Here is a 26,853-nt window from a genome sequence, read left to right as displayed (position 1 = left end):
AGCGTTCATGAGCGAGGCAAGGCACTGCCCGGCGGTATTGATCGCCGCACCCGCCTCCGGACAGGGCAAAACCACCGTGACCGCCGCGCTCGCCCGATTGCACCGCAATCAAGGGCGCAAGGTCCGCGTGTTCAAGTGCGGCCCTGACTTCCTCGATCCGATGATCCTCGAGCGCGCCAGCGGCAACCCGGTGTACCAACTGGACATGTGGATGGTGGGCGAGGACGAAAGCCGACGCCTGTTGTGGGAAGCTGCCGCCGACGCTGACCTGATCCTGATCGAAGGTGTGATGGGGCTGTTCGATGGCACCCCATCCAGCGCAGATCTGGCACGACGTTTTGGCGTGTCGGTGCTGGGCGTCATCGACGGCACCGCCATGGCCCAGACGTTTGGCGCCTTGGCGCTGGGGCTCGCGCGTTATCAGCCGGACCTGCCTTTTGCCGGCGTACTCGCCAACCGGGTGGGCACGGTCCGTCATGCGCAGTTGCTGGAGGACAGCCTCACTGAAGGCATGCGCTGGTACGGCGCATTGTCCCGCGAGACCGGTATCGAACTGCCCAGCCGCCATCTGGGGCTGGTGCAGGCCAGCGAGCTGAATGATCTTGACGTGCGACTCGACGCAGCAGCGAACTCGCTGGCCAGTACCTGTGAAGTGGCGCTGCCGCCGGTCGTGACGTTTGAAGCGCCTGACGTCGTGCCCGCCGAGCGCTTGCTCGAAGGGGTTCGGATTGCCATCGCCCATGACGAAGCATTTGCGTTCATCTATGGCGCGAGCCTTGATTTGCTGCGGGCGATGGGCGCCGAGTTGTCGTTCTTTTCGCCCATTCGCGACCAGCAATTGCCGGAAGCAGACAGCTTGTACCTTCCTGGCGGTTATCCGGAGCTTCACCACGTGGCTCTGGGCGAAAACACCCCGATGCTCGACGCGATCCGTCAGCATCACGCCGCCGGTAAACCGCTGTTGGCGGAGTGTGGCGGCATGCTGTATCTGCTGGACGCTTTGACCGATGTCGACGGCGTGCGCGCGGACCTGGTCGGACTGCTCAGCGGCGAGGCCGTCATGCAAAAGCGTCTCGCCGCCCTGGCGCTGCAAAATGTCGAGCTGCCGGAAGGCACGTTGCGTGGCCACACCTATCACCATTCGCTGACCAGCACTGAGCTGCAACCGATCACCCGTGGCATCAGCCCCAATGGCGGGCGAGGCGCCGAAGCGGTCTACCGCGAAGGCCGGATGACGGCTTCCTATGTGCACTTCTATTTCCCTTCCAACCCCCAGGCGGTGGCGGCGCTGTTTTTGCCATGAGCGACCAGGCTTTCAGTGACGCCGAGCGCGCTGCGGTTTATCGGGCGATAGCAGAACGACGGGACATGCGTCACTTCAGCGGCGGCTCAGTTGAGCCTGCGTTGTTGGCGCGTTTGCTTGAAGCGGCCCATCACGCGCCCAGCGTCGGGCTCATGCAGCCCTGGCGTTTCATTCGTGTCACGGACCGGCAGTTGCGTGCACGTATCCGCGCCCACGTTGAGCTTGAGCGCATCCAGACCGCAGAGGCCTTGGGCGAACGTTCCGATCACTTCATGAAGCTCAAAGTCGAGGGCATCGAGCAGTGCGCCGAAGTGCTGGTCGCAGCGTTGATGGATGATCGTGAAAAGCACATTTTTGGCCGCCGGACGTTGCCGGAAATGGACATGGCGTCGTTGTCCTGCGCAATCCAGAACCTGTGGCTGGCCGCCCGCGCCGAAGGGCTGGGCATGGGCTGGGTTTCGATGTTCGAGCCTCAGGCGCTGGCCGAGGTGCTGGGCATGCCGGTCGGGGCCAAGCCGCTGGCCATCTTGTGTCTGGGGCCGGTCGCCGAATTTTATCCACAGCCGATGCTGGTGATGGAAGGCTGGGCGCAGGCCCGCCCGCTCAGCGAGCTGGTTTACGAAAATACCTGGGGAGTGCATCCATGAGCGTGGCGTTGTTGAGCATCGCCGGGGTTGCGCTGGACGCGCTGCTTGGCGAGCCAAAACGAAACCACCCGCTGGTGGCCTTCGGTCGTTTCGCTGATCGTCTCGAACAACGCTTCAACCCCGGTGGACGCGGCTGGCGCAGTCATGGCGTGACGGCATGGTTCATCGCTGTCATTCCGCTCACCGTGCTGGCTATGTTGCTGAGCGGGCTGCCTTACATCGGCTGGCTGATCGAAATTGCCGCGTTGTACTGCGCGCTGGGCATGCGCAGTCTTGGCGAGCATGTTCAGCCAGTGGCGCAAGCGCTGCGCACCGGCGATCTGGACGAAGCACGGCGCCGCGTCGGATATCTGGTCAGCCGACAGACCACTGAGCTGGATTCAACCGAAGTGGCGCGCGCCGCGACCGAGTCCGTTCTGGAAAACGGCAGTGATGCGGTGTTTGCTGCGATTTTCTGGTTCGTGCTGCTGGGTGCGCCCGGCGTGGTGTTGTATCGCTTGAGCAACACGCTGGACGCTATGTGGGGGTATCGCAATGCCCGCTTTGAACGCTTCGGCTGGGCGGCGGCAAAAATCGATGACGTGCTGAATTACATACCGGCGCGGCTGGTGGCGTTGACCTACGCGCTGCTGGGGAAAACCCGACTGGCCTTGCGCTGCTGGCGCACGCAGGCACCGAAGTGGGACAGCCCCAACGCAGGGCCGGTGATGGCGGCAGGTGCAGGTGCCTTGGGTGTTGAGTTGGGAGGCCCGGCGATTTATCACGGCGAGCTGCACGAACGTCCGCAGTTGGGTGAGGGCACGCCTGCCGATGCCGATGCCATTGATCGTGGCTGGCAATTAGTGCAGCGTGGCGTCTGGCTTTGGTTGCTGATCTTGTGCGCAGGGGCTCAATTCTATGCTTGAACACGGCGGCCGATTGCGCGGCGCGATCAGAGATTACGGTATCCCCGAAGTGGAATGGCTCGACTTGTCCAGCGGCATTTCCCCGTGGCCGTGGCCCATCCCGCAGATCCCTTTGACTGCCTGGGCGCGTCTGCCCGAGACCGATGACGGCCTTGAACTCGCTGCCAGTGATTACTACGGTGCGCCCCACGTGTTACCCGTCTCGGGTTCGCAAGCGGCGATTCAGGCGTTGCCGCGGCTGCGTCACGCCGGCAAGGTCGGCGTGCTGTCGCCCTGTTATGCCGAGCACGCAGAAGCGTGGCGCAGCAACGGGTTCCTGGTGCGCGAGGTGCTTGAGCATGAAGTCGATTGCTTCATCAATGCGCTCGACGTGCTGGTGGTCGTCAACCCCAACAATCCAACAGGTTTGAGTCTACCGCCGCAGCGCTTGCTGGCATGGCACGCCCGACTTGCTGAGCGCGGCGGCTGGCTGGTGGTGGACGAAGCGTTCATGGATAACACGCAGGCGTTGAGCCTCGCGTCGCATACTGATCGCGTTGGCCTGATCGTGCTCCGCTCGTTCGGCAAGTTCTTTGGGCTGGCAGGCGTCCGGCTCGGTTTCGTACTGGCCGAACCGCGGTTTCTGGCTTCCATGGCCCAACAGATCGGGCCGTGGGCAGTCAACGGGCCTACGCGGGTGTTGGGGCAAATCTGCCTCAATGATGCAGAAGGCCAACGCGTGCAACGTGAACGTACAGAACGCGCCAGCCAGCGCCTTGCCGCGCTGCTAAGCCGGCACAATTTGGCCCCGCTGGGCGGTTGCGCGCTGTTCCAGTGGCTGATCACACCCTACGCCGTCGCGCTGCATGACTTCTGCGCCCGGCGAGGGATTTTGCTGCGACTGTTCATGAACAACGGCCCTCATAACAGCAGCCTGCGCTTTGGCTTGCCGCGTCAAGAGGCAGACTGGACGCGCTTGAACGCAGCCCTCGAAGCCTTCTTTCTGGAAGCGAAACCCGCATGAACAGCAAAACCCTGATGATTCAGGGCACGACGTCCGACGCGGGCAAAAGCACGCTGGTGACCGCCGTGTGCCGATGGTTGACCCGGCAAGGCGTGCGTACCGTGCCGTTCAAGCCGCAGAACATGGCGCTCAACAGCGCGGTGACGGCGGACGGCGGCGAGATTGGCCGTGCCCAGGCGGTGCAAGCCCAGGCCTGTGGTCTGGCGCCGCACACCGACATGAACCCTGTGTTGCTCAAGCCCAACAGCGACACCGGTTCGCAAGTGATCATCCATGGTCGCGCCGTCACCACCATGAACGCCGTCGCGTACCACGACTACAAATCCATCGCCATGCGGGCGGTGCTTGAGTCGCATCGGCGCCTGAGTGATGCCTATTCGGTGGTGATGGTCGAGGGCGCAGGGTCGCCTGCCGAGATCAACCTGCGTGCAGGCGACATCGCCAACATGGGCTTTGCCGAAGCAGTGGATTGCCCGGTGTTGCTGGTGGCGGACATCAACCGTGGTGGCGTGTTTGCTCATCTGGTGGGGACGCTGGAATTGCTGTCGACCAGTGAGCAGGCGCGCGTGAAAGGCTTCATCATCAACCGGTTTCGGGGCGACATCGCTTTGCTGCAACCCGGTCTGGACTGGCTTGAGCAGCGCACCGGCAAGCCGGTCGTGGGCGTTTTGCCGTACGTGATGGACCTGCACCTTGAGGCAGAAGACGGTCTTGATCAGCGCCAGACTGATAAGGTTGAGCGCGTACTTAACGTGATCGTTCCGGTGCTGCCGCGCATCAGCAATCACACCGATTTCGACCCGCTACGCCTGCATCCTCAGGTCAATCTGCAGTTTGTGGGGCCGGGTCAGGTGATCCCTGCCGCAGATCTGATTATTTTGCCCGGCTCGAAAAGTGTCCGCAGCGACCTCGCTTATCTGCGCAAAAACGGCTGGGACGGCGCCATCAGCCGGCATTTGCGCTACGGCGGCAAGGTCATCGGTATCTGCGGCGGCTTGCAGATGCTGGGTACCCAACTGCACGATCCGCTGGGGCTTGAGGGCGACGCCGGGTCCAGTGCTGGCCTGGGTTTGCTCGACATGAGCACCATGCTCGAACAGGAAAAACAGCTGCGCAATGTGCGTGGACGTCTGACGCTTGAGGGCGCTGAAGTCGCCGGTTACGAGATTCACGCGGGCGTGACCACCGGCCCCGCGCTGGAGCTTGCCGCCGTGCAATTAGACGATGGCCGTTGCGACGGCGCGCAAAGTGCCGATGGGCAGGTCCTTGGCACTTACCTGCACGGCCTCTTCGAAAGTCCGGCCGCTTGCAGTGCCTTGCTGCGCTGGGCAGGTCTTGAAAACGTCGAGCCGGTGGATTACCACGCCCTGCGTGAGCGGGATATCGAGCGTTTGGCCGATCTGGTGGAAAACCATCTGGACCGCGCGCTGTTACGCACACTTTGCGGTCTGGAGAACGTCTGATGCAGCAATTGATCCTCGGCGGTGCGCGCTCCGGTAAAAGCCGTCTGGCAGAAAAACTGGCGACTGATAGCGGCCTCGACGTGGTTTATATCGCCACCAGCCAACCCTTGGATGGCGAGATGAATCAGCGCGTGGCGTTGCACCGCAAACGGCGACCCGAAGAGTGGGGGCTGGTCGAAGAACCCCTCGAACTGGCTCGCGTCTTGAAAGAACACGCGCAGCCCGAACGCTGCCTGTTGGTGGATTGCCTGACCTTATGGCTGACCAATCTGCTGATGCTTGAAGATTCCCAGCGCCTGAGCCACGAGCGTGATGCCTTGCTGGAAGGCCTGGCAGCGTTGCCGGGCGAGATTATTTTTGTCAGCAACGAAACCGGGATGGGTGTGGTGCCCCTCGGTGAGCTGACCCGCCGTTATGTCGATGAAGCCGGTTGGCTGCATCAAGCGCTGGCAGAGCAATGCCAGCGCGTGGTGCTGACCGTGGCCGGTTTGCCGATGACCCTTAAAGGATCCGCGTTATGAGTAATGTCTGGTGGCTCGCGCCTGCCGTCGAAATCGACCCGCACAGCCTTGAGCAGGCGCAGGCCCGGCAGCAGCAATTAACCAAGCCGGCGGGCTCGCTCGGACGGCTTGAGGGCACGGCCGTGCAGTTGGCGGCGTTGCAGGGGCGCGTCAAACCGCACGTCGACAACGTCTGGATCGCTATCTTTGCGGGCGATCACGGGGTTGTGGCCGAGGGTGTTTCAGCGTTCCCTCAGGAAGTTACCGGGCAAATGCTCCACAACTTTGTTATGGGGGGCGCTGCCATTAGCGTCCTGGCCCGACAATTGTCCGCGCAGTTGGACGTTGTCGACCTGGGGACTGTTTCACCCCTGAATTTGCCGGGCGTGGTGCATTTGAACATTGCCGCGGGCACGGCAAACTTTGCCAAGGGGCCGGCGATGACCCATGAGCAGGGTCTGCTGGCGCTGCAAGGCGGCCGCGACAGCGTGCTGCGGGCCAAGGCGAGTGGCGCGCAGTTGTTTGTCGGCGGCGAGATGGGCATCGGTAATACCACGGCAGCGAGCGCCATGGCGTGTGCGTTGTTGAGTTGCCCGGCGACGTTGCTGGTGGGGCCGGGTACTGGTCTCGATCCGCATGGCGTCAGTCATAAGGCCCAGGTGATCGAGCGGGCGCTCGCGCTGCACGCTGATCAGAAGGACGATCCGTTGGGCATTCTGTTTTGCCTGGGAGGCTTTGAAATCGCCGCGCTGGTCGGGGCCTATCTGGCGTGCGCGCAGGAAGGCATTGCAGTGCTGGTGGACGGTTTTATCTGCTCCGTGGCCGCGTTGGTCGCGGTTCGCTTGAACCCTGCTTGTCGCCCCTGGCTGTTTTTCGCTCACAGTGGTGCGGAACCGGGTCACCGGCATGTGCTGGAGGCACTGCAGGCCGAACCGTTGCTGGATCTGGGCTTGCGCCTGGGTGAGGGCAGTGGTGCGGCGCTGGCGGTGCCGCTGTTGCGGTTGGCGTGCGAACTGCACAACGGCATGGCGACCTTTGCCGAAGCGGCTGTGGCGGACCGACCTGCATGAGCCTGCGACTGGATTTGTTGCGTCACGGCGAAACCGAACTCGGCGGCGGCTTGCGTGGCAGCCTCGACGATGCCCTGACGGATCTCGGCTGGCAGCAGATGCGTGCGGCGGTAGCCGGGGCGGGGCCTTGGGACCGGATCGTCAGCTCGCCCTTACAGCGTTGTGCCCGGTTCGCCGAAGAATTGGCCGCACGTCTTGAGTTGCCGATGCACTTGGAGCGCGACCTGCAAGAATTGCATTTCGGGGACTGGGAAGGGCACAGCGCGGCTCAATTGATGGAGACCGATGCTGAAGGGCTCGGACTGTTCTGGGACGATCCTTATGCATTTACGCCGCCCAACGGTGAACCCGTGACTGCGTTTTCGCAGCGCGTACTCGGGGCTGTTGAGCGTTTGCAGGAAACCTGGGCAGGCGAGCGCGTGTTGCTGATCAGTCACGGGGGCGTCATGCGATTGCTGCTCGCCCACGCGCGTGGTCTGCCTCGTGCGCAGTTGCTGCAGGTTGAAGTGAGCCATGGTGCGTTGTTCGCGCTGGAAGTGGACGCGGGCAGCGTGTTGAAGGAGATTTAGCGTGTTGCCGTTCTGGATCGCCCTGCAGTTTCTCTCTAGCTTTCCGGTACGTCTGCCGGGCATGCCCACCCCTGAGCAATCGGGTCGCTCGCTGTTGTTTTATCCGTTGGTAGGGCTGCTGTTCGGCATCGTATTGACCGCGTTGAGCACCATTTTGCAGGGCGCGCCCTTGCTGCTGCACGCCGCCTTGGTGTTGGCGGCGTGGGTGCTGCTCAGCGGCGGTTTGCACCTGGACGGCCTGGCTGACAGCGCAGATGCATGGCTGGGCGGCTTTGGTGATCGCGAACGCACGCTGACTATCATGAAAGACCCGCGCAGCGGCCCCATCGCGGTGGTCACGCTGGTGATGTCATTGCTGCTCAAGTTCGCCGCGATTGTCGCATTGATTGATCAGCATCACAGCTCCGGTCTGTTGCTTGCGCCGGTGATCGGCCGCGCTGCGATGCTTGGCTTGTTTCTCAATACGCCTTACGTGCGCAAGGGCGGCTTGGGGCAGGCGTTGTCAGATCATCTACCCCGTCGCTTGAGCCAGCAGGTCTTGCTTACGGTGTTCGTCGGTTGCGCGGTGTTTGCAGGCTGGGCGGGCTTCGTCGCGCTGATGGCAGCTGTAGCAGGGTTTTACTGGCTGCGGCACTTGATGGTCCGTCGTCTGGGCGGCACCACTGGCGATACGGCCGGTGCGATGCTTGAGCTGCTTGAAATGGCCGTGCTGGTGACGCTGGCGCTGCTTCTGTAGCCGCCAACGCGTTCGAGTCTGACAGGACGCAAGATCCCCCCGCCACATAGCCCCTCCACATACCCTGGCCACATCCCGTTACATTCGTTGACACCGCAAACCCTCGGGCGTAGTTTCCGACGATTCTGAGATACGGGCATATCCGCCTATTCGCGTGCACGGTGACCGAGCCGGGGGAAAAACGATGACGTCAGTTTGGCGAAGCAGCGGGTGGATACTGTTGGGCGCCGCGCTGATCCTTGCGTTGTCGCTTGGAACGCGTCACGGCTTTGGGTTGTTTCTGCCGCCCATGAGTGCGCAATTTGGCTGGGGCCGTGAAGTCTTCGCTTTCGCCATCGCGTTTCAAAACCTGATCTGGGGCCTGGCGCAGCCGTTTGCCGGTGCGCTGGCCGACCGTTTCGGTGCGGCTCGGGTGGTGTTCATCGGCGGCATTCTCTACGCCGCTGGTTTGATCTGCATGAGCATGGCCGACTCGCCGCTGAGCCTGTCGCTGAGCGCCGGATTACTGATTGGCATTGGCCTGTCGGGCACCAGTTTCTCCGTCATTCTGGGTGTGGTCGGCCGGGTCTTGCCCGCCGAGAAGCGCAGCATGGGGATGGGGATCGCCAGCGCCGCAGGCTCATTTGGTCAGTTTGCGATGCTGCCCGGCACCCTCGGCCTGATCGGCTGGCTGGGTTGGTCGATGGCCCTGTTGGTGCTCGGCGTGCTAGTGGCGTTCATTTTGCCGCTGGTGGGCATGCTCAAAGACAAACCGCTGCCGCTAAACGGTGGCGAACAGACGTTGCGCGAGGCGCTGCATGAGGCGTGTACGCACTCAGGTTTCTGGCTGCTGGCATTCGGGTTTTTCGTCTGTGGGTTCCAGGTGGTGTTTATCGGCGTTCACTTGCCGGCCTATCTTGTGGATCAGCATCTGCCAGCCAAGGTCGGAACCACTGTGCTGGCGTTGATTGGTCTGTTCAACATCTTTGGCACCTACACAGCGGGCTGGCTTGGCGGACGCCTGTCAAAACCCCGGTTGCTTACCGCGTTGTACCTGATGCGTGCCGTGGTCATCAGCCTCTTCCTGTGGGTTCCACTGTCCGAAACCACTGCTTATTTATTCGGCGTGGCGATGGGTCTGTTGTGGCTCTCAACCGTGCCGTTGACCAATGGAACCGTCGCGACGCTGTTTGGCGTGCGTAACTTGTCCATGCTGGGCGGCATCGTGTTTCTGTTTCATCAGTTGGGTGCATTTCTGGGCGGTTGGCTCGGCGGTCTGGTTTACGACCGTACGGGCAGCTACGACTTGATCTGGCAGGTTTCCATCGTCCTGAGCCTGGTAGCTGCGGCGCTTAACTGGCCGGTGCGTGAGCGGCCGGTGGCGCGGTTGCAGGCGTTGAGTGCAGCGCTGTGATCAGAGTGCTTGCGTGGGTGGGCGCGGCAATGCTTGTCGTCGCGCTGCTGGCCGCTGCGTGGTGGGGCTGGCAGCACGTTGGGCTGCGGGCGTTGCAGCTCGGCATGAGTGCCTGCTGAGACGCGGTCATGGCTGCGTCTAGGCATTCGTGGGCTCATGGAGTAGCGTATCGTCAGACACTAACTGCTGCGCGTGAAGCGATGGATGCCGTCATGAGAGTTCGCTGGATAGCTGTGCCAACCCTGTTTCTTGCCATGACCGGCACCGTGCTGGCTGCCGATTGCCCCCCGCTGTTACAGGGAGATCTGCCCAAGCTGCGGGCCAAGCAGAATATCGACCTGTGCAAGCAGTTTGCAGGCAAGCCGCTGGTGGTGGTCAATACGGCCAGTTTTTGCGGTTTCGCGCCTCAATTCAAAGGCCTTGAGGCGCTGAATCAGCGGTTCAAAGGTCAGGGGCTTGAAGTGCTCGGCGTTCCCTCGGACGACTTCAAACAGGAGTCCAATGATGCCGCAGAAACCGCCAAGGTGTGTTACGTCAACTACGGCGTGACCTTCACCATGACCGAGCCGCAACCGGTTCGGGGCGACGACGCCACGCATCTGTTCAAAGTCCTGGCGGAGCAAAGCAATCCACCGCGCTGGAATTTCTACAAATACGTGGTGGACCGTAAAGGCAACGTCATCGCCAGTTTTGCGAGCACCACCAAACCGGATGACCCTGAATTGATTGCTGCCGTGGAGAAGGCCATAGCGTCCAAACCCTGAGCACAGTTGTAAGAGCGAACCTGTTCGCGAGCCGGCGTGCTGAAACATCGCGCCATGCTTATAGCCAATAAGTTGGCTCCTACAGAAAGGCTAACCGATTAAACGAAAAACCCCCGCCTCCATTGCTGGAGGCGGGGTTTTTGTTTTCGGCTAACCTGCTTGAAGCCCGATGTGCCTACTGCATCAGAAGCGGTAGGTCATGCCCAGGCCGAAACCGTTGGCGCTGTTGTCGTAGGTCGCCGCGTAGGATTGGCGCAAAGCGTTGGTCCGGTTAACGGTGACTTTTTCTTCGTCAAGGTAGGAATACGCCACATCGATCGTGAGGTCTTCCGTTGGGCTCCAGCCAGCGCCAACACTGAAGATCGTACGGTCACCGGTAGGGATGCGTGGCGAACGATCAGTGTTGTTGGTAGGCGACTGGTCCCAGGTCAGACCGGTGCGCAATACCCACTGCTTGTTGAGCTGGTAGGAGGTGCCGACGGCGTACGCCCAGGTGTCGTGCCAGTTTTGTTCTTCGGTGATAGTGCTGACCAGCGGCGTGGAGATAGCCCCTGTAACGCCGGAGTTACGCACGGTGATGTCTTTCAGACGGCTCCAGCGCGTCCAGGTGGTGCCACCGTAAAGCTTCCAGTCGTCGGTCAGCTTCTGAGTCACCGAGAAGTCCACCGATTCAGGGGTGTCGATACTCAACTCGGCGTCATAACGTCCGCCCAGTGCTAGTGCAGGAACACCTGCGCCACGGGTCACTTCAGTGTGACCTTCAAGGTTGTAGCTGACTTTCGAATGGTAGGTCAGACCCAGGTTGGTGGTCTCGGTCGCTTGGACCATCAAACCGATGTTGTAGCCATAGCCAACGTCATCGCCCTTTACCTGAACACGCCCGTCACCGGTCGGTCTGCCAAGCGCGCCACTGACGTTCAGCGCCGATTCCAGCACGCCGGAGATGCGGTTGATGGTCGGACCAAAACCGATCGACACCTTGTCGTTGAAGGCATAGCTGACGGTTGGCTGGAAGGTGACAACCTTCACTTGGCTCTTGCTGCCGAAGTTGCGGCCCTGGAAGCCATTTTCGTAGTCGGTCACCAGACCGAAGGGTGCATAGACGCCCAGACCAAACGCCCAGTGATCATCGATAGGGTTGACGTAGAAACCCATCGGCACCGCAGTGAAAGGCACCATGTCGCCTTTATTGGTACCGGCTGCAGTGCCGCGAGTATCGGAGAGATCAGTTTTTGCATCGATTGCCGCTACACCAACGGTGACTTGTTGGCGCTTGATCCGCGACATGCCCGCAGGGTTGCCGAACACGATGCTTGCATCATCGACTGAAGAGGAACGGCCCGCAAAACCGGTCCCCATGCCGCTGATACTTTGTTCATTGAGGGCGAAGCCCGATGCGAAGAGTTGGGTAGATGCAAGTGTAACGGCGAGACTTAGGCTGGTTTTGATCATTACTTTTTTCATTATTAGAACTCCTTGTTGATCACCGCGCGGAAATTACCAACATTTTCCACAACGCGCTATAGGCCGCATCACCCGAGCTAGAGCTGTTTTTGTAGGACAATCTGTAAAATTCGTTGCCATCTACTGCAAAACCGTTTGGTCACGAAATGGCTGTCGAGACTTGATACAGGGGGCGAACCGAAGTTTGCCAGGCAGTGGCGAAATCTTTCAGTTGGCCTTGCGGCTGAAATATTTGGCGCCATATTCGCGCCATACCCAGCAAATCATGCTCTGCGGGCAGCTCAAGTCGGCTGGCCTCCACCATCAGCCATGCAATGGCTGTTGAGTAACGCAGGTTTACCGTGAGTTCCACATTGGGGCCTGTGAGAAACGCATGCTGGCTGGCCAGGCCACGAACCAGGCTGGCCAGGTCGGGATCCTTGGCCAGAAACTCGTCCCATAGCCGACAGTGCCGGTTGCCGTTGATGCTGTAAAGCCCATGACCCCGCTGGGTGTCGAGCTTGGTACCCAGTGCCGACTGGCTGGCGGCGACGCCTACCAGAAATAGCTCGGCGGTCGGGTCGTGGCGTCCGAGGTAGAGCAGGGTTGGGCGGATCACATAGCGGCGGAGTTCACTGGCGGCGATTCCCATAGCATCCTCGGCGCAAGAATGGTCCGGTGAGCCTGGCGCTTGGCAGCTGTGAATCGGGCGGCTCACCGGAAGCGGCGCAGGCCGCTCAAGTTCAAGTGTAGTGTCATAACTCGCGGGTAAAGGGCTGTTTTTAAAATCTTTCCTGGCAAGCCGCCTTGCGCAGCGATCAGGATTTCACGCACCCAAGCGGAATTTCATAAGAAAAACAGGCACAAAAAAGCCCCGCCGTTTAGGGCGAGGCCTGGTTGTATAGGTCGTGTTACGCGACGGACGGTATCAGGCGGTGAGCGCCTGACGGGTCCGGTCAATCACTGCCTGCAGCGGTTCTGCGCTGGAGTACTGATCTGGATACAAACGTTCACTGTGACGCGCGATGCCGTGTTCATTGACGATGGTGAAGCTGAAGCAGCCTTTGCGAGCGGCCATGATCAGGCAGTTCATTGGTGCGAAGGCGTTAGTGAGGGTGCGGATAGCATCCTGAGTATGAATATGAGCAGTCATGGTTATGGTGTTTCCTAAAACGACACGGAATAGAACCGTGCAAAATTAAAACGTTCCAGAAAACGCGGGCCATTGCTCGAATGCGAGTCAGGGGCAGGGCGAAGAACCTGTCTGGAACAAAAGCAGCCAGTTAAAGCGCAGTTAACATGTAGCGCTGGGCTGACCGGTAGGTACTTAGGAGGGCAGGCATCACAACAAGAGCTAAGGTTCGAGGCTCGGGGTGAAGATCCTGATCAATTTGCAGGCTGGTTCTTGGCAGGCTATTAGCGTCTACAGCATCCTTCCAGTCTTTGGGGAAGGCCATGCGGGTGAGCGTTAATGTCTGGAAACCATCGAGGTGGTCGATCCCTTTTTTCAGCCTGCCATCGTTGGATGAGCTTGGCTGTGAGATTTGGTCGACCAGAATTGACTTTCAGCTTGGTACTAACGGCGAGGATGCTAACTCAACCGTAATCGAGATGGAAGAGGGGGATTACAAAAACAATCGGATGGTTCGGCCTGTTGAGGTTACATGCCGAGAATCGGGAGATGAATATTACGCCCATGTCCAGGCTTGTCACGTGAAATGTACCCAGCGAGAGTGCGACGTGTAGGTGGCAAATTGACTTGTGCACATTAGCGCATGTAGTTGCCATCTCACTGTCACATACGCACCTAACAGGTTGATTTAACGTGTCGATTTATTAAGTCAATGAAAACCATCGCTTTTTTTCACTGGTGAAAAAATCGTCAGTTTGAACGCAGGCCCCATTCTGCCTGCGTTTGCGAAGGTTCAAGGAGTGTTGTCCACTGAGTTATCCACAGCTTCTGTGGATTGTCCCGAGCGCCAGCTCTATCGCGAGGGTCATGGCCTTTGCATGCTGCGATTGGTGCGGGCGCCGTCGCTGGCAATCGGAATCTGACGTCTGCCCCGGTTCTGCGCATAATGCCGCGAGCATGAATCGGTAGACGGGGAAAATGTATGGCTTTGGACCTGACCAGCCTGTTGCTGGGTCTTGGGGCGGCGGCGCTGCCGTTGTTGGCACTGGCGTGGCAGTTGCAGCGAAAACTGTCCCGGCGCGAAGCCGACGCAGCGCTGCTGGACGAGCGTTTAAGCACTGCGCAGATGGCGCAGGACGGGCTGAACGCCCAGCTCGACGCCAGTCGCGACGAGATCAGCGATCTGAGCCAGGCCAATGCGGTGAAGCAGGCGGATCTGGCCGCGTTGCGCAGGGAAGTCGAGCTGCTTCGCCAGCAACATGAGGTGTCAACGCATGCGCTGGATGACTCCAATCAGGAACGTACGCTCAAAGAAGCAGAGCTGCGAAGGCTGGACTCTCAATGTGCGTCGCTGAGTGCTGAGTTGCGCGAGCAGCAGGAGAGTCATCAACAGCGCCTGACCGATCTTCAGGGATCGCGGGACGAGTTGCGGGCTCAGTTTGCCGAGCTGGCAGGCAAGATTTTCGACGAGCGTGAACAGCGTTTTGCCGAAACCAGTCAGCAACAGCTAGGGCAATTGCTCAACCCGCTCAAGGAGCGCATCCAGTCTTTTGAAAAACGCGTTGAAGAGAGCTACCAGCAGGAGGCTCGCGAGCGGTTCTCCTTGAGCAAAGAACTGGAGCGTCTGCAGCAGCTCAATCAGCGCCTGAGTGACGAGGCCACCAACCTGACGCGCGCCCTCAAAGGGCAGAAAACCCAAGGCAACTGGGGTGAACTGATTCTCGAGCGGGTTCTGGAGCACGCGGGCCTGGAGAAGGGCCGCGAATACCAGACGCAAGTCAGCCTGAAAGGGCCTGACGGCGAGCGTTTTCAGCCGGACGTGCTAATCATGTTGCCCGGCGACAAACAGGTGGTGGTGGACGCGAAGGTCAGTTTGACCGCCTATCAGCAGTACGTGTCAGCTGACGATGACGTGATCGGCCAACTCGCCCTCAAGCAGCACGTGCTGTCGCTGCGCAACCACGTGAAAGGCCTGTCAGGCAAGGATTACAAGCGCCTGGAAGGCTTGCACAGTCTGGATTTCGTTTTGCTGTTTGTGCCGATTGAGGCGGCGTTCTCGGCGGCGCTACAGGCCGAACCCAACATGTTCCAGGAGGCGTTTGACCGCAATATCGTCATCGTCAGCCCGACCACGTTGCTGGCGACGCTGCGCGTGATCGATAGCCTATGGAAGCAGGAACGGCAAAGCCAGAACGCACGCGAGATCGCCGAGCGCGCGGGTTGGCTCTATGACAAATTCGTTCTGTTCATTCAGGACCTGGACGAAGTAGGAAACCGTCTTCAGCAACTGGACAAAGCCTATGGCGCTGCGCGCAACAAGCTGACTGAGGGGCGGGGCAACCTGGTCAGTCGCAGCGAGCAACTGAAGCTGCTCGGCGCCCGGGCGAGTAAATCCCTCCCGGCAGAACTACTTGAACGCGCATTGACCGATGAAGGCGGCTTGGCTGAGGTGTCGGATTAGCTGTGCTGCGGTTTTTAAAAACAATATCTTTATAAATTGTATACATATTTTCTGAGCCCTTGAGCGTTACCCCATCGCACGTTCGGCATGCACTTTCGTTAAGCATTGCTGCACCTCCAGCGTGCACGGTCGGATCTCGCTGGCTGATATTCAAATGCCAGCCGCTGACGCGGAAGCCCCCGAATACATCGTCCGACCGAAAAGTTGCACACACTTAAATCGGTATGGCACGCATTCTGCCTATCCATTCGTATACAACTCACGCGTGCTCCCGTACGCAGGGTGTTTTAACGCATGACTCGGGAGCACGTCGTCCTATAAGGGAGACATGCGATGACCGAGCCAACGCCCCAAGGGTACAGCCCACGTTTATACAATCAGGACCTTGGTCCGCTTCCGCAAAAGTGGACGTGGTACAACATTTTTGCGTTCTGGATGAGTGACGTGCACAGCGTTGGCGGTTACGTCTTCGCCGCCAGCCTTTTTGCGTTGGGGCTTGCCAGTTGGCAGGTACTTATCGCGCTTCTGGTCGGCATCTGCTTTATTCAATTGATCGCCAACCTGCTGGCCAAACCCAGTCAACAAGCCGCCGTGCCCTACCCGGTGATTTGTCGACTGGCCTTTGGTGTGTTCGGGGCCAACATCCCTGCGGTGATTCGCGGCCTGATCGCCGTCGCCTGGTACGGGGTGCAAACCTATCTGGCGTCCAGTGCACTGATCATCGTGGTTCTGCGGTTTTTTCCGCAAATGAGTGTCTTCGCCGAACCGCATTTCGCTGGTTTGTCCTACCTTGGGTGGTTAGGTTTCCTGGCGCTGTGGGTGGTGCAGGCCGCTGTGTTCTGGACCGGAATGGATTCAATTCGGCGTTTTATCGACTGGGCCGGGCCTGTTGTCTACGCCGTAATGTTTTTGCTTGCCGGGTGGATTGTCTGGAAGGCCGGTTGGTCGAGCATCAGTTTTACCTTGGGAGAAAAGTCGCTAAGCGGCTGGGATGCGTTTACGCAGGTGGTCATGGCAACCGCTTTGGTAGTGTCCTACTTCTCCGGCCCCACACTGAACTTCGGCGACTTCAGTCGATATTGCCGCAGCATGGCTGACGTCAAAAAGGGCAACTTCTGGGGGCTACCGGTGAACTTCCTGGCGTTTTCTCTGGTGACGGTAGTGATTGTTTCGGGCACGTTGCCAGTGTTCGGCGAAATGCTGCATGACCCTATCGCCACCGTTGCCCGGATCGATAACGACGTTGCCGTGCTCCTGGGTGCATTCGCTTTCGTAACAGCCACCATTGGCATCAACATCGTGGCCAACTTCGTTTCACCTGCTTTCGATTTTGCCAACGTCGCACCCAGCAAGATCAGTTGGCGGGCAGGGGGCATGATCGCAGCGGTCGCTTCGATTTTCATCACGCCCTGGAATCTGTTCAATAACCCGCAGGTGATTCACTACACGCTCGATGTGCTGGCGGCGTTTATCGGTCCTTTGTTCGGCATCCTGCTGGTGGACTATTACCTGATCAAGAAACAGCAAATTGACGTCGATGCGCTGTTCAACGATGGCCCGACAGGACGTTATTGGTACACCGGTGGCATCAACTATACGGCGGTCAAGGCGCTGGTACTGGCCACACTGGTGGGGGTCGCGATTACCTTTGTGCCTGCGTTGCAGCCCATGGCGAACTTCGCATGGTTTACCGGATGTTTCCTGGGCGGCGCGCTGTTTTTCATACTCGCTCGCCGAACCCAAGCCCATGAATCCGCGGCGTTGACGCCTGCGATACCGGGGTAGGGATAGCGCCGTTTGTCGCCAAGTGGATGCCGAAATGCTGTTCAATGTGTCGGATAGGCTATGACGGAAAAAAATTTTTGCCGCGACACTCGGTAGCAGGCGTAAAGTGCTCACAGGCACTATGATCTGCATCTAGCGGCTCAGAAGTTCGCTGCCGGGAATTTCCCTGAAGGGGGCGTTAAATGAACAGCAAATTGCAAGAATGGCTTCACGATGCAGGCGTTGCGCTGGGCTTGATCGAGCGTCCCAAGTTGCAACCCATTCCCGTTCGCGCCAACGACGACAAACGTCGCCAGTCGCGTCGCTGAGTTAAACACTCGGTATAACGGCGCTACCTCCTGGTAGCCCGTTCGTCTCTTGCTCGCCGGTCCCGGCCTGAGCAACCTCCTGTCTGTTACCTCTTTTTTTGCTTCTGTCGCCAGCGCATTACCGCTTGGCCAATCTCTTCTCTTTCATTTCTTTGGCAATCACGTCTACGAATCCGTCGAGCGTCATTTGATGGTAGTCAGCGCTGTCGGGTAGATCGGACAGTTCCGATTTGATTCGCAGCGGCAGCGCGATGCCAAAGTCGGTTTGCAGGTCGCTGAAAAACTGTTCGAAATCCTGCGTGTCCAGAAACAGTTCGGTAATCAGCGCATCATCACGAATCGGGTCCTTGTCGACGAGTATCCTGCCGAGGGCATCAATCACGTGTTGGTAGATTTCAGGACGTTCCATGAAGGCCTCTGCGTGGTTGTTGAGGCTGGTTGGGGTTCTTCGCTTCAGAATGAGCCAGTCTGGCGACTTAATATAGAGCTCAACTAAAAAAGGATGCCCTGAGGCATCCTGATTTTTGCGCGCATGCGATCGCCGTCACTGCCAGCCGCTTGGGCGCAAACAGGCTGACCAGCACGAACGCCATCAGTCAGGCCGTCAGTGGATGAGCGTTTTGTTGTGCTGTGTTGCTGACGCTTTGTGGGAGGCAGCTTGCTCGTGATCGCGTCGTGTCAGTCGACGGATTCGACATAGTCGTGCCGCAAACGCGAGCAAGCTGCCTCCCGCATTCGGCCGTGCATTAGGAGTTTCGTGTTAACGGTGCGCCACACCCGGCAGCACGCAGAGCATTTCGTAAAGCAGGTTGGCGCCTAGCAATGAGGTATTGCCGGTGGTGTCATAAGGCGGCGAGACCTCCACCAGGTCGCAGCCAATCAGGTCAAGGCCTTGGCACCCACGAATGATTTCGATGGCCTGGATCGTGGTCAGCCCGCCGATTTCCGGGGTGCCGGTGCCAGGCGCCCAGGCAGGATCGATGCCGTCGATGTCGAAACTCAGGTAGACCGGACCGCCGCCGACTTTCTCGCGCACTTCGGCCATCAGTGGTGCCAGGGATTTGTGCCAGCACTCTTCTGCCTGCACCACACGGAAGCCCTGCTGGCGACTCCAGTTGAAGTCCTCGGCGGTGTAACCCTGCGCGCGCAAACCTATCTGCACCACACGATCACAGTCGAGCAGGCCTTCTTCCACTGCGCGGCGAAAGGTCGTGCCATGGGCGATTTTCTCGCCGAACATGTGGTCGTTGACGTCCGCGTGGGCGTCGATGTGAACCAGACCGACCTTGCCGTGCTTTTTGTGAATGGCACGCAGGATGGGCAGCGTGATGGTGTGGTCGCCGCCCAGTGTCAGCGGAATGATGCCGTGAGCCAGGTAGCCGTCGTAGGCCTCTTCAATAATCCGTACGGCGTCCAGCAGATTAAAGGTATTGATTGCCACGTCACCAATGTCTGCAACGGACAGTGAGTCAAACGGCGCAGCGCCGGTGGCCATGTTAAAGGGTCGAATCATCACCGATTCGGCGCGTATTTCCCTCGGACCGAAGCGGGTGCCTGGGCGCAGAGAGGTGCCGATGTCCAGAGGGACGCCGACAAACGCAGCGTCCAGACCTTCGGCCGTTTGCAGGTGGGGCAGGCGCATCATGGTGGCGATGCCGGCGAAGCGCGGCATTTCGTTGCCGCCCAGTGGTTGGTGGAAAATCTTGTCCACGGGATTGCCTCATCGGTGAGTTCAAGGGGATCAAAGCTTGAAGTGGATTCTGCAAATCAAGGGCTATAGAAACAATCGGTGAGGCAAAATACTTAGTTCAGATATTTCTGAAGTATCGAGTGTTTCGGTTAAGCTCCCGGCCACTGCATTCCATGTGGGAGGGAGCTTGCTCTCGATTGCATTTCTTGACAGTAGCGTTTGTAGAAACTGACACGCCGTCATCGCGAGCTGGCTCCCTCCCATCGATTGCTTTGCGTAGCATCTGTGGCATTTTCTCGGTACTCCCATGGCCAGCGCATTACCTGACCTCAAACTGCTCCGTATTTTTGTCTGCGTGGTGCGCCACCAGGGTTTTGCCAGTGCGCAACAGGAACTGAATCTTTCGACTTCCGCCATCAGCACTTACATGAGCCAACTTGAAGCTGCGCTAGGGATCGTGCTGTGCCATCGGGGGCGAGGCGGTTTCAGCCTGACCAGCAAGGGCGAGCTGTTCCACCAGGAAACATTGCGCCTGCTGGGTGAACTCGAGGGATTCGAGCTTTACGCCGCCGCGCTCAAGGGTGAGCTTCGGGGCACGCTGAACCTTGGTGTGCTCGATTCCACGGTCAGTGATCCGGCCCTGCCGTTTGCCGAAGTGATCGGTGCCTACAGCGAAGAACACCCGGCCGTGCATTTGCATTTGTCAGTCATGAGCCCCTATGAATTGCAACTTGGCGTACTGGATAACCGGCTGGATCTGGCGATCGGTTCGTTTTCAACGCGCATGAATGGGCTGCTTTATCAGCCGCTTTATCGCGAGCAACATTGGTTGTATTGCAGCAGCCGTCACGCGCTGTTCAGCGAGCGACGCATCCCGGAACCGGTCATCACCCAGCAGCGCATGGTAGGTCGCGGTTACTGGAGCCAGGCTGAGCTCGCCCGACACGGCTTCAAACACAGCGCGGCGACCGTGGAAAGTATGGAGGCACAGCTGATTCTGGTGTTGTCAGGCGCGTACATCGGTTACCTGCCGGAGCATTACGCGCAGTCATGGATCGATTCGGGGCAATTGCGTGTGCTGTTGCCCGCGACGTTTGGCTACCAGGCGCCGTTCTCCATGATTCTGCGTCGAGGCCGCAGTCGTGAGCCATTGATCCAGACGTTTCGCGACCTGCTTAAGGCCCAACTCAACCCACTGTGATGCTGCTTCTGGAGGAATGATCCATGGCCCGTTTGCGCTGCGAGCGTTGCTTGCGACCTCAGAACCACTGTCTATGCGCGCTAATTCCGGGCCTCGACAGCCAGACGCGGGTGTTGATTTTGCAGCACCCGAGTGAAGTCGGTCATGCGCTGAACACGGCGCGGCTGGCGGCGATGGGGCTCAAGCAGGCGCAATTGGTAGTGGCCGAGGTGTTCGAGGATTTGCCTGCGTTACTCAACGTGCCGGGTTATCAGACCCGATTGCTGTTTCCGGGTGAAGGCGCGGCAACACTGACTCTGGAGGATGGGGCGTCGTTGCCCATGCTGCTGGTGGTGCCAGACGGGACGTGGCGCAAGGCGCGAAAGTTGCTGCACCTCAATCCGCTTCTGGCGGCGCTGCCGAGGGTGACGCTGAGTAATGCGCCGTTGTCGCGTTATCGTTTGCGCAAAGCGCCTGGCCCGGATGCCTTGTCAACGCTGGAAGCGATTGTCCATGCGCTTCATACGCTAGAGCCGCAAACATCCTTTGACGCATTGTTTGCACCGTTCGATGCGCTGATCGAAGGGCAGATAGCCGCGATGGGCGAACAAACGTTTCAACGCAATCATTGTTGAAGCCTTCGCTCCAGACAGCGACTACCGCCGGGTCAGCCGTTCAGTTCGGCGGATTGCTCAGGGTTATGGCCTTGCATGCGCTTGATGTAGGCCTCGGTTTCCCTGGCCGCTTCGTCGCGACTGGGGAAAGGCCCTTCCAGCGTGTTTTCACGGGTACTGAAGAAATACATGCCGTTGACCAGCGAGACGCGGTCTGCGCGGAAATGCAACGTGGCGCTTGGATCTTGTTCACGTTTGCCTAACATAACCTTCCCCGGAAATTGCACTGGTGTGGTGGGTCCGCACAGGTCGTTGCGCCTGTAATTATTGCTACGCATAAATGGCCGCCGCGCACTTTACTCTGATCTGCGGGGTGAACTGTAGCTGTGTCGCCGGCAGATCAAGGCCTAGAATGGCGCCCTTGTCATTTTTATCAGGAATCTTCATGCATATTTCGTCTGGCCGCTGGTTATACGGCCTGTCACTTGCACTGTTGACTGCTTTGCTCTGGGGCATTTTGCCCATCAAACTCAAACAGGTGCTACTAGTGATGGACCCGGTCACGGTGACGTGGTTCCGACTTTTTGTTTCCGGCGCGCTGCTCTTTATATGGCTTGCCTCTGTGGGCAAGTTGCCCAGCTTCAAAGTGCTCGGGCGCAAGGGCAAAGTACTGGTGGCAATGGCTGTCCTTGGCCTGGTCGGCAATTACGTACTCTATCTGATCGGCTTGCGTTTGCTCAGCCCCGGCACGACCCAATTGATGATTCAGATGGGCCCGATTTTACTGCTGATCAGCAGCATCTTCGTGTTTAAGGAGCGCTTTGGTCTGGGGCAGTTTCTCGGGCTGCTGGTGTTGTTGACGGGCTTCGCGTTGTTTTTCAATCAGCGTTTGGTGGAGCTGTTCACCTCGCTGAGCGATTACACGGCGGGTGTGCTGACGGTCTTTCTCGCTGCTGCCGTGTGGACGTTCTACGGCTTGAGTCAGAAGCAGCTGCTGACGGTGTGGAATTCCTTGCAGGTGATGATGGTGATCTACCTGTTTTGTGCATTGCTGGTTTCGCCTTGGGCGCATCCCGCGCAAGCGCTGCAACTCTCGACCTTGCAAGGCTGGCTGCTGCTGGCGTGTTGTCTGAACACACTGGTGGCGTACGGCGCGTTTGCCGAGGCGCTGGCGCATTGGGAAGCATCGCGGGTTAGCGCCACCCTTGCGTTGACGCCGCTGGTGACCTTTGCGTCGGTGGCGGTCGCCGCTTGGCTGTGGCCCGATTATGTGAAGGCTGAGGAGATAAACGCGTTGGGCTACGGCGGAGCGGTTATGGTGGTGGCGGGGTCCGCGTTGACCGCGCTGGGGCCCTCATTGATCGCCGGGATGAAAGCGAGAAAAGCGCGGATGGCGGCACGGGTCTGACGGGACGTAATCAATGTAGGCGCGCGCGCAACGCGAGGACGCGATGGGCTGCGCATTCGCCCTGAACCCGGACAGCCTGCCTTACCTGACAAACCGAATTCGCAGGAATCGCTGTGACTAACCAATAGCAAGGCCTGCGCCTGCGGTGAACCTCACTTTTTACCCAGCGATTCCGCAAGCCGGATCCATTGCTGGCGCTGTTCTTCTGTTGAGGTGCGCACCGGGGCAAATTCGGTGAGGCGCTTGGTTTTGATCCCGCAAAACTCAAGAATGGTGCGGGTCATCTGCCGATGTGCCGGGGCGCCGTAGATCCAGCGGAAGTAGCGACGCGGCGTGTCCATGGTCACGAGTAGCTCGGCGGTCCGGCCGCGCAGCAATTCGTTGGAGGGGTGTTTGCGGCCATGGGTTTTGAACGCAAAGCCTGGCATTAACACCCGGTCAAAGAAACCGCTGAGCAGGCTTGGCAAGCCGCCCCACCAGACCGGATAAACAAACACCAAATGCTCGGCCCAGTGAATCTCGCGCTGTGCCTGCAACAAATCATGCTCCAGCGTTTGGCTTGAGTCGTATCCGCCGTGCAGCACCGGGTCGAACTCCATTTCGTCAAGTTTGAGCATGCGCACCACATGCCCCTCGCTGCGCGCGCCCTGGGCGTACGCTTCGCCCAATGCGTGGCAGAGGCTGACGCTTTTCGGCGTGCCGAAAATCATCAGGATGCGCTTGCCGTACCCTTCCAGTGGGGTGGCGCCACTGATCGGATCAACCATTGCTTCCGGCCTCTAGCATCTTCTCGGGACGGACCCAGGTGTCGAACTCCTCATCAGTCAAAAAGCCCAAAGCCAGAGCCGCTTCACGCAGCGTCAGGCCTTCGCTGTAAGCCTTTTTTGCAATGAGGGCAGACTTGTCGTAACCGATGTGCGGGTTAAGCGCGGTGACCAGCATCAGGCCTTGCTCCAGGTGCTCGGCCATTTTGCCTGCATCCGGCTCCATGCCAGCGATGCAGTGCTCATTGAAGTTTCTGCAGCCGTCGCCCAGCAGGCGGATCGATTGCAGAATGTTGTGAATGAGCACCGGTTTGTAGACGTTCAGTTGCAGGTGTCCCTGACTTGCCGCAATACCGATGGTCACGTCGTTGCCCATCACCTGGCACGCAAGCATCGACAACGCTTCACACTGAGTCGGGTTGACCTTGCCCGGCATGATAGAACTGCCCGGCTCGTTGGCCGGAAGCCTGACCTCGGCCAAGCCTGCCCGAGGGCCTGATCCCAGCAGGCGCAGGTCGTTGGCGATTTTCATCAGCGTCACGGCAAGGGTTTTCAGCGCACCTGACATCGCCGTCAGCGGTTCATGCCCGGCGAGGGCGGCGAATTTGTTGGGTGCCGTTACAAATGGCAACCCGGACAGCGCGGCGAGTTCCGCAGCAATGGCTTCAGCAAAACCGTGAGGTGAATTCAGCCCCGTGCCGACAGCCGTGCCGCCTTGGGCCAGCTCGTAAACGGCGGGGAGTGCGTTACGGATGGCTTTTTCGGCGTAGTCCAGTTGCGCGACGTAGGCGGACAATTCCTGGCCGAAGGTGATCGGCGTCGCGTCCATCATGTGCGTGCGGCCGGTTTTGACCAGCCTCATGTGGCGCGAGGATTGTTCAGCGATGCCTGCCGACAGCTCGGTGACGGCGGGCAGCAGTTGGTCTTTGATCGCTTGGGCCACGGCGATATGCATGGCTGTGGGGAAGCAGTCGTTGGAGCTTTGCGAGCGATTGACATGGTCGTTGGGGTGGACCGGGCTCTTGCCGCCGCGGCCTTTGCCTGCAAGCTCGTTGGCCCGTCCGGCGATCACTTCATTGACGTTCATGTTGCTCTGTGTGCCACTGCCGGTCTGCCAGACTACGAGTGGGAACTGGTCGTCGAGCTTGTTGCCCAGCACCTCATCAGCCGATTGCTCAATAAGGCGGGCGATGTCCGCAGGCAGATCTCCGTTACGGTCGTTGACGCGCGCCGCGGCCTTCTTGATCAGTGCCAGTGCATGCAGCAGTGGCAGTGGCATGTGTTCCTGACCAATTGCAAAATTGATCAACGAACGTTGGGTCTGTGCGCCCCAGTAAGCGTCTTCCGGGACTTCGATCGGACCTATGCTGTCGGTTTCGGTACGGCTCACTGGTCTCTCTCCTTAAGGTCGATTGCGAGATTTAGGCCCTGAGAACCCAAGCGGGTTCCCCGCAGGTTTACTTGAAAAGAATGCGCGCCGACATAGTGCGTCAAAACCGTGTCTGAAGGGGTGCAAAAACAGGGCTGGATCGACAGGCGATTTAACCGCTCGTAGGGTCGGGGGTTGAGCGCAATGCAAAAAGGGGCGCAGAATAACCGGTCTTGGGGTTCTGCCTCGTAAGCTAGAAAGGAAACTCGATGACCCGTATTCGTGCCATCTGTGCTGCGGTTGCGCTGGTATGTGCCAGCGGCCAGGTTCTCGCCGATACCGCCAGCCATGAAGCCAGCGCTATGACGTTCCTCAAACTGGCTCACGCCGACAAGTTGGGCACGCCGGTCTACATGCAAGTGCAGCAAATGTTCGCTCAGCGCTTTGCCGAAACCAAGGCGCCTGCCTCCAAGCAAGCGACCCTGGAAACCTACCAGGCCAAGGCCAACGCTGCGCTGGACCAAGCCATTGGCTGGAACAAGCTGCAACCGGACATGGTCAAGCTCTACACCTCCAACTTCACTGAGAAAGAGTTGAAGGATCTGGTGGCATTCTACGAGTCGCCACTGGGCAAGAAAGTGCTGACCAAAATGCCTGAGCTGACTCAGCAATCGGCCCAACTGACCCAGAGCAAGCTCGAAAGCGCTGTGCCTGTTGTCAACAAGCTGCTGGCTGACATGACCACTGAACTGGCGCCTGCTGGCAAACCTGCCGCAGTGCCTGCTCCTGCCAAAAAGCCATAAGTAGCGAAGTCCTCCATGAGCATGCAACAGCGAATCGAATCTGCGCTGTCGGTCTTTCAGCCGCAGCACCTTGAGGTGCTGAATGAAAGCCACATGCACAGCCGTGGTGATGAAACTCACTACAAGGCGATTCTGGTCAGTGACCAGTTTGCAGGGCTCAACCTCGTGAAGCGGCACCAGAAGGTCTATGGCCTTTTGGGCGGCCTCATGGGCGAGTTCCATGCCTTGGCGCTGCATACTTACACCCCGCAGGAGTGGTCGGAAGCCGGCATCGTGCCGACGTCCCCAACCTGCGCGGGCGGGCATGCGTAACGAGTGGTGATTGTGTAGGAGTGCGGTTGCCCGTGAAGGGGTCGGATCTTTCGATGTAAATCTATCGAACGTACCGACGCTATTGCGGGCAAGTGCGCTCCTGCAGCCGCTTGCGATCTATTGCGCTGATCACCCGCCTGTCTGAATCCCCTTCGTTTTTGCTAGAATCCGCGCCGCGTTGCCGCTAGGGCACGTTTATTCCCGAATCACTCATCCGGTAGGCCCTTTGCGAGGGTCACCACCTGGAGACGCAACATGACTCAAACCGCCCCCATCGTCGTCGCGGCGTTGTACAAATTCGTCACCCTCAGTGATTACGTCGCATTGCGAGAGCCGCTGCTCCAGGCCATGGTCGACAACGGTATCAAAGGCACCTTGCTGATCGCTGATGAAGGCATCAACGGCACGGTTTCCGGTAGCCGCGAAGGCATCGACGGGCTTATGGCCTGGTTGAAAAAAGACCCGCGCATGGTCGATATCGATCACAAGGAATCCTATTGCGAGGATCAGCCGTTCTACCGCACCAAGGTCAAGCTCAAAAAAGAGATCGTGACCCTTGGCGTTGAGGGTGTTGACCCGAACAAAAAGGTCGGCACCTATGTGGAGCCAACTGACTGGAATGCCCTCATTTCGGACCCTGAAGTTCTGTTGATCGACACCCGCAATGACTACGAGGTGTCCATCGGCACGTTCGAGGGTGCCATTGACCCCAAGACCACCAGTTTCCGTGAGTTCCCGGATTACATCAAAGCCCACTTCGACCCCTCGAAACACAAGAAGGTGGCGATGTTCTGCACCGGCGGCATTCGCTGTGAAAAAGCTTCCAGCTATATGCTGGGCGAGGGGTTTGAAGAGGTGTATCACCTCAAGGGCGGCATCCTCAAATATCTGGAGCAAGTGCCGCAGGAAGAAACCCGCTGGCGCGGCGACTGCTTCGTCTTCGACAACCGGGTCACCGTGCGTCATGACCTGACCGAAGGCGACTACGATCAATGTCACGCCTGCCGCACGCCGATCAGCGCGCAAGACCGTGCCAGTGAGCATTACACGCCCGGCGTCAGCTGCCCGCACTGCTGGGACAAGCTGAGTGAGAAAACCCGCCGCAGCGCCGTTGACCGACAAAAGCAGATCGAACTGGCGAAAGCGCGCAACCAGCCGCATCCTATTGGTCGTAACTATCGCTTGCCGGACGCTGAGTCCAAGAACGAAACCCCTTCCAACGAGGCTTGAA

Annotated in this window: 29 protein-coding genes; 21 read left to right on the top strand and 8 right to left on the bottom strand. The window is 59.1% G+C overall.

The genetic code is table 11. The features are described 5' to 3' along the window. Positions 1-7 precede the first annotated feature (7 nt). The 12 genes from OYW20_RS18455 to OYW20_RS18400 all read left to right on the top strand — a co-directional run bounded on the left by OYW20_RS18455 (position 8) and on the right by OYW20_RS18400 (position 10,353). The gene (locus OYW20_RS18455) at positions 8-1,303 is read left to right on the top strand and encodes a cobyrinate a,c-diamide synthase (RefSeq protein WP_268797368.1); all 1,296 of its coding nucleotides are present in this window, start codon (positions 8-10) and stop codon (positions 1,301-1,303) included. Further along, positions 1,300-1,950: a 5,6-dimethylbenzimidazole synthase gene (gene bluB / locus OYW20_RS18450; RefSeq protein ID WP_268797367.1), complete on the top strand. Its 651-nt coding sequence runs from the start codon at positions 1,300-1,302 to the stop codon at positions 1,948-1,950. The genes OYW20_RS18455 and bluB overlap by 4 nt, the downstream gene beginning before the upstream one ends. After that, positions 1,947-2,855 (top strand): adenosylcobinamide-phosphate synthase CbiB, encoded by a 909-nt coding sequence (gene cbiB / locus OYW20_RS18445; protein WP_268797366.1) that lies wholly within the window; start codon positions 1,947-1,949, stop codon positions 2,853-2,855. Before bluB ends, cbiB begins: the two co-directional genes overlap by 4 nt. Next, positions 2,848-3,858, top strand: a complete 1,011-nt coding sequence (gene cobD, locus OYW20_RS18440; protein ID WP_268797365.1) for a threonine-phosphate decarboxylase CobD — start codon at positions 2,848-2,850, stop codon at positions 3,856-3,858. Before cbiB ends, cobD begins: the two co-directional genes overlap by 8 nt. Beyond that, positions 3,855-5,321, top strand: a complete 1,467-nt coding sequence (locus tag OYW20_RS18435) for a cobyric acid synthase (protein WP_268797364.1) — start codon at positions 3,855-3,857, stop codon at positions 5,319-5,321. The genes cobD and OYW20_RS18435 overlap by 4 nt, the downstream gene beginning before the upstream one ends. Beyond that, entirely contained in the window at positions 5,321-5,842 is a 522-nt protein-coding gene (gene cobU, locus OYW20_RS18430; protein ID WP_268797363.1) for a bifunctional adenosylcobinamide kinase/adenosylcobinamide-phosphate guanylyltransferase, read from the top strand. The genes OYW20_RS18435 and cobU overlap by 1 nt, the downstream gene beginning before the upstream one ends. Continuing rightward, the gene (gene cobT, locus OYW20_RS18425; protein ID WP_268797362.1) at positions 5,839-6,891 is read left to right on the top strand and encodes a nicotinate-nucleotide--dimethylbenzimidazole phosphoribosyltransferase; all 1,053 of its coding nucleotides are present in this window, start codon (positions 5,839-5,841) and stop codon (positions 6,889-6,891) included. Before cobU ends, cobT begins: the two co-directional genes overlap by 4 nt. Beyond that, entirely contained in the window at positions 6,888-7,460 is a 573-nt protein-coding gene (cobC, locus tag OYW20_RS18420) for an alpha-ribazole phosphatase family protein (RefSeq protein WP_268797361.1), read from the top strand. The genes cobT and cobC overlap by 4 nt, the downstream gene beginning before the upstream one ends. Position 7,461: 1 nt before the next feature. Further along, positions 7,462-8,196 (top strand): adenosylcobinamide-GDP ribazoletransferase, encoded by a 735-nt coding sequence (locus tag OYW20_RS18415; RefSeq protein WP_268797360.1) that lies wholly within the window; start codon positions 7,462-7,464, stop codon positions 8,194-8,196. A gap of 184 nt (positions 8,197-8,380) precedes the next feature. Further along, a complete protein-coding gene (locus OYW20_RS18410; protein WP_268797359.1) occupies positions 8,381-9,589 on the top strand; it encodes an MFS transporter in 1,209 nt (402 codons plus the stop codon). Continuing rightward, on the top strand, positions 9,586-9,708 hold the full coding sequence (locus tag OYW20_RS18405) for a hypothetical protein (protein WP_268801252.1): 123 nt from the start codon (positions 9,586-9,588) through the stop codon (positions 9,706-9,708). Before OYW20_RS18410 ends, OYW20_RS18405 begins: the two co-directional genes overlap by 4 nt. A 93-nt stretch (positions 9,709-9,801) precedes the next feature. After that, complete coding sequence (locus tag OYW20_RS18400) at positions 9,802-10,353, top strand: glutathione peroxidase (RefSeq protein WP_268797358.1); 552 nt, start codon at positions 9,802-9,804, stop codon at positions 10,351-10,353. 183 nt (positions 10,354-10,536) lie between these two features. Here OYW20_RS18400 and OYW20_RS18395 read toward each other — a convergent pair whose 3' ends face one another. The 3 genes from OYW20_RS18395 to OYW20_RS18385 form a co-directional block, all read right to left on the bottom strand. After that, positions 10,537-11,817, bottom strand: coding sequence for an OmpP1/FadL family transporter (locus OYW20_RS18395; RefSeq protein WP_268797357.1), 1,281 nt, complete (start codon positions 11,815-11,817; stop codon positions 10,537-10,539). Between the two features lie 139 nt (positions 11,818-11,956). Continuing rightward, positions 11,957-12,448: a hypothetical protein gene (locus OYW20_RS18390; protein WP_268797356.1), complete on the bottom strand. Its 492-nt coding sequence runs from the start codon at positions 12,446-12,448 to the stop codon at positions 11,957-11,959. A 276-nt stretch (positions 12,449-12,724) separates the two neighbouring features. Next, on the bottom strand, positions 12,725-12,949 hold the full coding sequence (locus OYW20_RS18385; protein ID WP_268797355.1) for a hypothetical protein: 225 nt from the start codon (positions 12,947-12,949) through the stop codon (positions 12,725-12,727). Between the two features lie 1,075 nt (positions 12,950-14,024). Here OYW20_RS18385 and rmuC point away from each other — a divergent pair. The 3 genes from rmuC (at position 14,025) to OYW20_RS18370 (ending at position 17,482) form a co-directional block, all read left to right on the top strand. Beyond that, complete coding sequence (gene rmuC / locus OYW20_RS18380) at positions 14,025-15,389, top strand: DNA recombination protein RmuC (RefSeq protein ID WP_268801178.1); 1,365 nt, start codon at positions 14,025-14,027, stop codon at positions 15,387-15,389. Positions 15,390-15,722: 333 nt separating this feature from the next. Beyond that, positions 15,723-17,174, top strand: coding sequence for an NCS1 family nucleobase:cation symporter-1 (locus OYW20_RS18375; RefSeq protein ID WP_268797354.1), 1,452 nt, complete (start codon positions 15,723-15,725; stop codon positions 17,172-17,174). 182 nt (positions 17,175-17,356) lie between these two features. Then, complete coding sequence (locus tag OYW20_RS18370; RefSeq protein WP_268797353.1) at positions 17,357-17,482, top strand: PA1414 family protein; 126 nt, start codon at positions 17,357-17,359, stop codon at positions 17,480-17,482. Between the two features lie 118 nt (positions 17,483-17,600). Here the strand turns inward: OYW20_RS18370 and OYW20_RS18365 are convergent, their stop codons facing one another. Beyond that, the gene (locus tag OYW20_RS18365; protein ID WP_268797352.1) at positions 17,601-17,891 is read right to left on the bottom strand and encodes a hypothetical protein; all 291 of its coding nucleotides are present in this window, start codon (positions 17,889-17,891) and stop codon (positions 17,601-17,603) included. Between the two features lie 351 nt (positions 17,892-18,242). After that, entirely contained in the window at positions 18,243-19,193 is a 951-nt protein-coding gene (gene speB, locus OYW20_RS18360; protein WP_268797351.1) for an agmatinase, read from the bottom strand. Positions 19,194-19,479: 286 nt separating this feature from the next. Between speB and OYW20_RS18355 the strand changes: the two genes are divergently transcribed. Next, positions 19,480-20,373 carry a LysR family transcriptional regulator gene (locus OYW20_RS18355; protein WP_268797350.1) on the top strand — a complete coding sequence of 298 codons (894 nt, stop codon included), beginning with the start codon at positions 19,480-19,482 and terminating at the stop codon, positions 20,371-20,373. 23 nt (positions 20,374-20,396) lie between these two features. Then, complete coding sequence (locus OYW20_RS18350) at positions 20,397-20,987, top strand: tRNA-uridine aminocarboxypropyltransferase (RefSeq protein WP_268797349.1); 591 nt, start codon at positions 20,397-20,399, stop codon at positions 20,985-20,987. A gap of 32 nt (positions 20,988-21,019) precedes the next feature. Here OYW20_RS18350 and OYW20_RS18345 read toward each other — a convergent pair whose 3' ends face one another. Beyond that, positions 21,020-21,232, bottom strand: a complete 213-nt coding sequence (locus tag OYW20_RS18345) for a DUF6316 family protein (protein ID WP_268797348.1) — start codon at positions 21,230-21,232, stop codon at positions 21,020-21,022. Positions 21,233-21,411: 179 nt separating this feature from the next. On the opposite strand from OYW20_RS18345, the gene OYW20_RS18340 reads away from it, so the two are divergent. Then, entirely contained in the window at positions 21,412-22,374 is a 963-nt protein-coding gene (locus OYW20_RS18340; protein WP_268797347.1) for a DMT family transporter, read from the top strand. Between the two features lie 152 nt (positions 22,375-22,526). On the opposite strand, the gene OYW20_RS18335 is transcribed toward OYW20_RS18340, so the two are convergent. Both OYW20_RS18335 and OYW20_RS18330 read right to left on the bottom strand, forming a co-directional pair. After that, positions 22,527-23,141: an NAD(P)H-dependent oxidoreductase gene (locus tag OYW20_RS18335; RefSeq protein ID WP_268797346.1), complete on the bottom strand. Its 615-nt coding sequence runs from the start codon at positions 23,139-23,141 to the stop codon at positions 22,527-22,529. Further along, positions 23,134-24,528 (bottom strand): class II fumarate hydratase, encoded by a 1,395-nt coding sequence (locus OYW20_RS18330; protein WP_268797345.1) that lies wholly within the window; start codon positions 24,526-24,528, stop codon positions 23,134-23,136. Before OYW20_RS18330 ends, OYW20_RS18335 begins: the two co-directional genes overlap by 8 nt. A 248-nt stretch (positions 24,529-24,776) precedes the next feature. Between OYW20_RS18330 and OYW20_RS18325 the strand changes: the two genes are divergently transcribed. The 3 genes from OYW20_RS18325 to trhO all read left to right on the top strand — a co-directional run bounded on the left by OYW20_RS18325 (position 24,777) and on the right by trhO (position 26,852). Continuing rightward, positions 24,777-25,310 carry a DUF2059 domain-containing protein gene (locus OYW20_RS18325; RefSeq protein WP_268797344.1) on the top strand — a complete coding sequence of 178 codons (534 nt, stop codon included), beginning with the start codon at positions 24,777-24,779 and terminating at the stop codon, positions 25,308-25,310. 15 nt (positions 25,311-25,325) lie between these two features. Further along, positions 25,326-25,622, top strand: a complete 297-nt coding sequence (locus OYW20_RS18320) for a BolA family protein (protein ID WP_268797343.1) — start codon at positions 25,326-25,328, stop codon at positions 25,620-25,622. Between the two features lie 255 nt (positions 25,623-25,877). Continuing rightward, positions 25,878-26,852 carry an oxygen-dependent tRNA uridine(34) hydroxylase TrhO gene (gene trhO / locus OYW20_RS18315; RefSeq protein WP_268797342.1) on the top strand — a complete coding sequence of 325 codons (975 nt, stop codon included), beginning with the start codon at positions 25,878-25,880 and terminating at the stop codon, positions 26,850-26,852. Position 26,853 lies beyond the last annotated feature (1 nt).

The sequence above is a fragment of the Pseudomonas sp. BSw22131 genome, from assembly GCF_026810445.1.
GTDB classification, from domain to species: domain Bacteria; phylum Pseudomonadota; class Gammaproteobacteria; order Pseudomonadales; family Pseudomonadaceae; genus Aquipseudomonas; species Aquipseudomonas huanghezhanensis.
The sequence above is the reverse complement of the archived record's forward strand: the minus strand, read 5'-3'. Positions and strand labels throughout refer to the sequence as shown.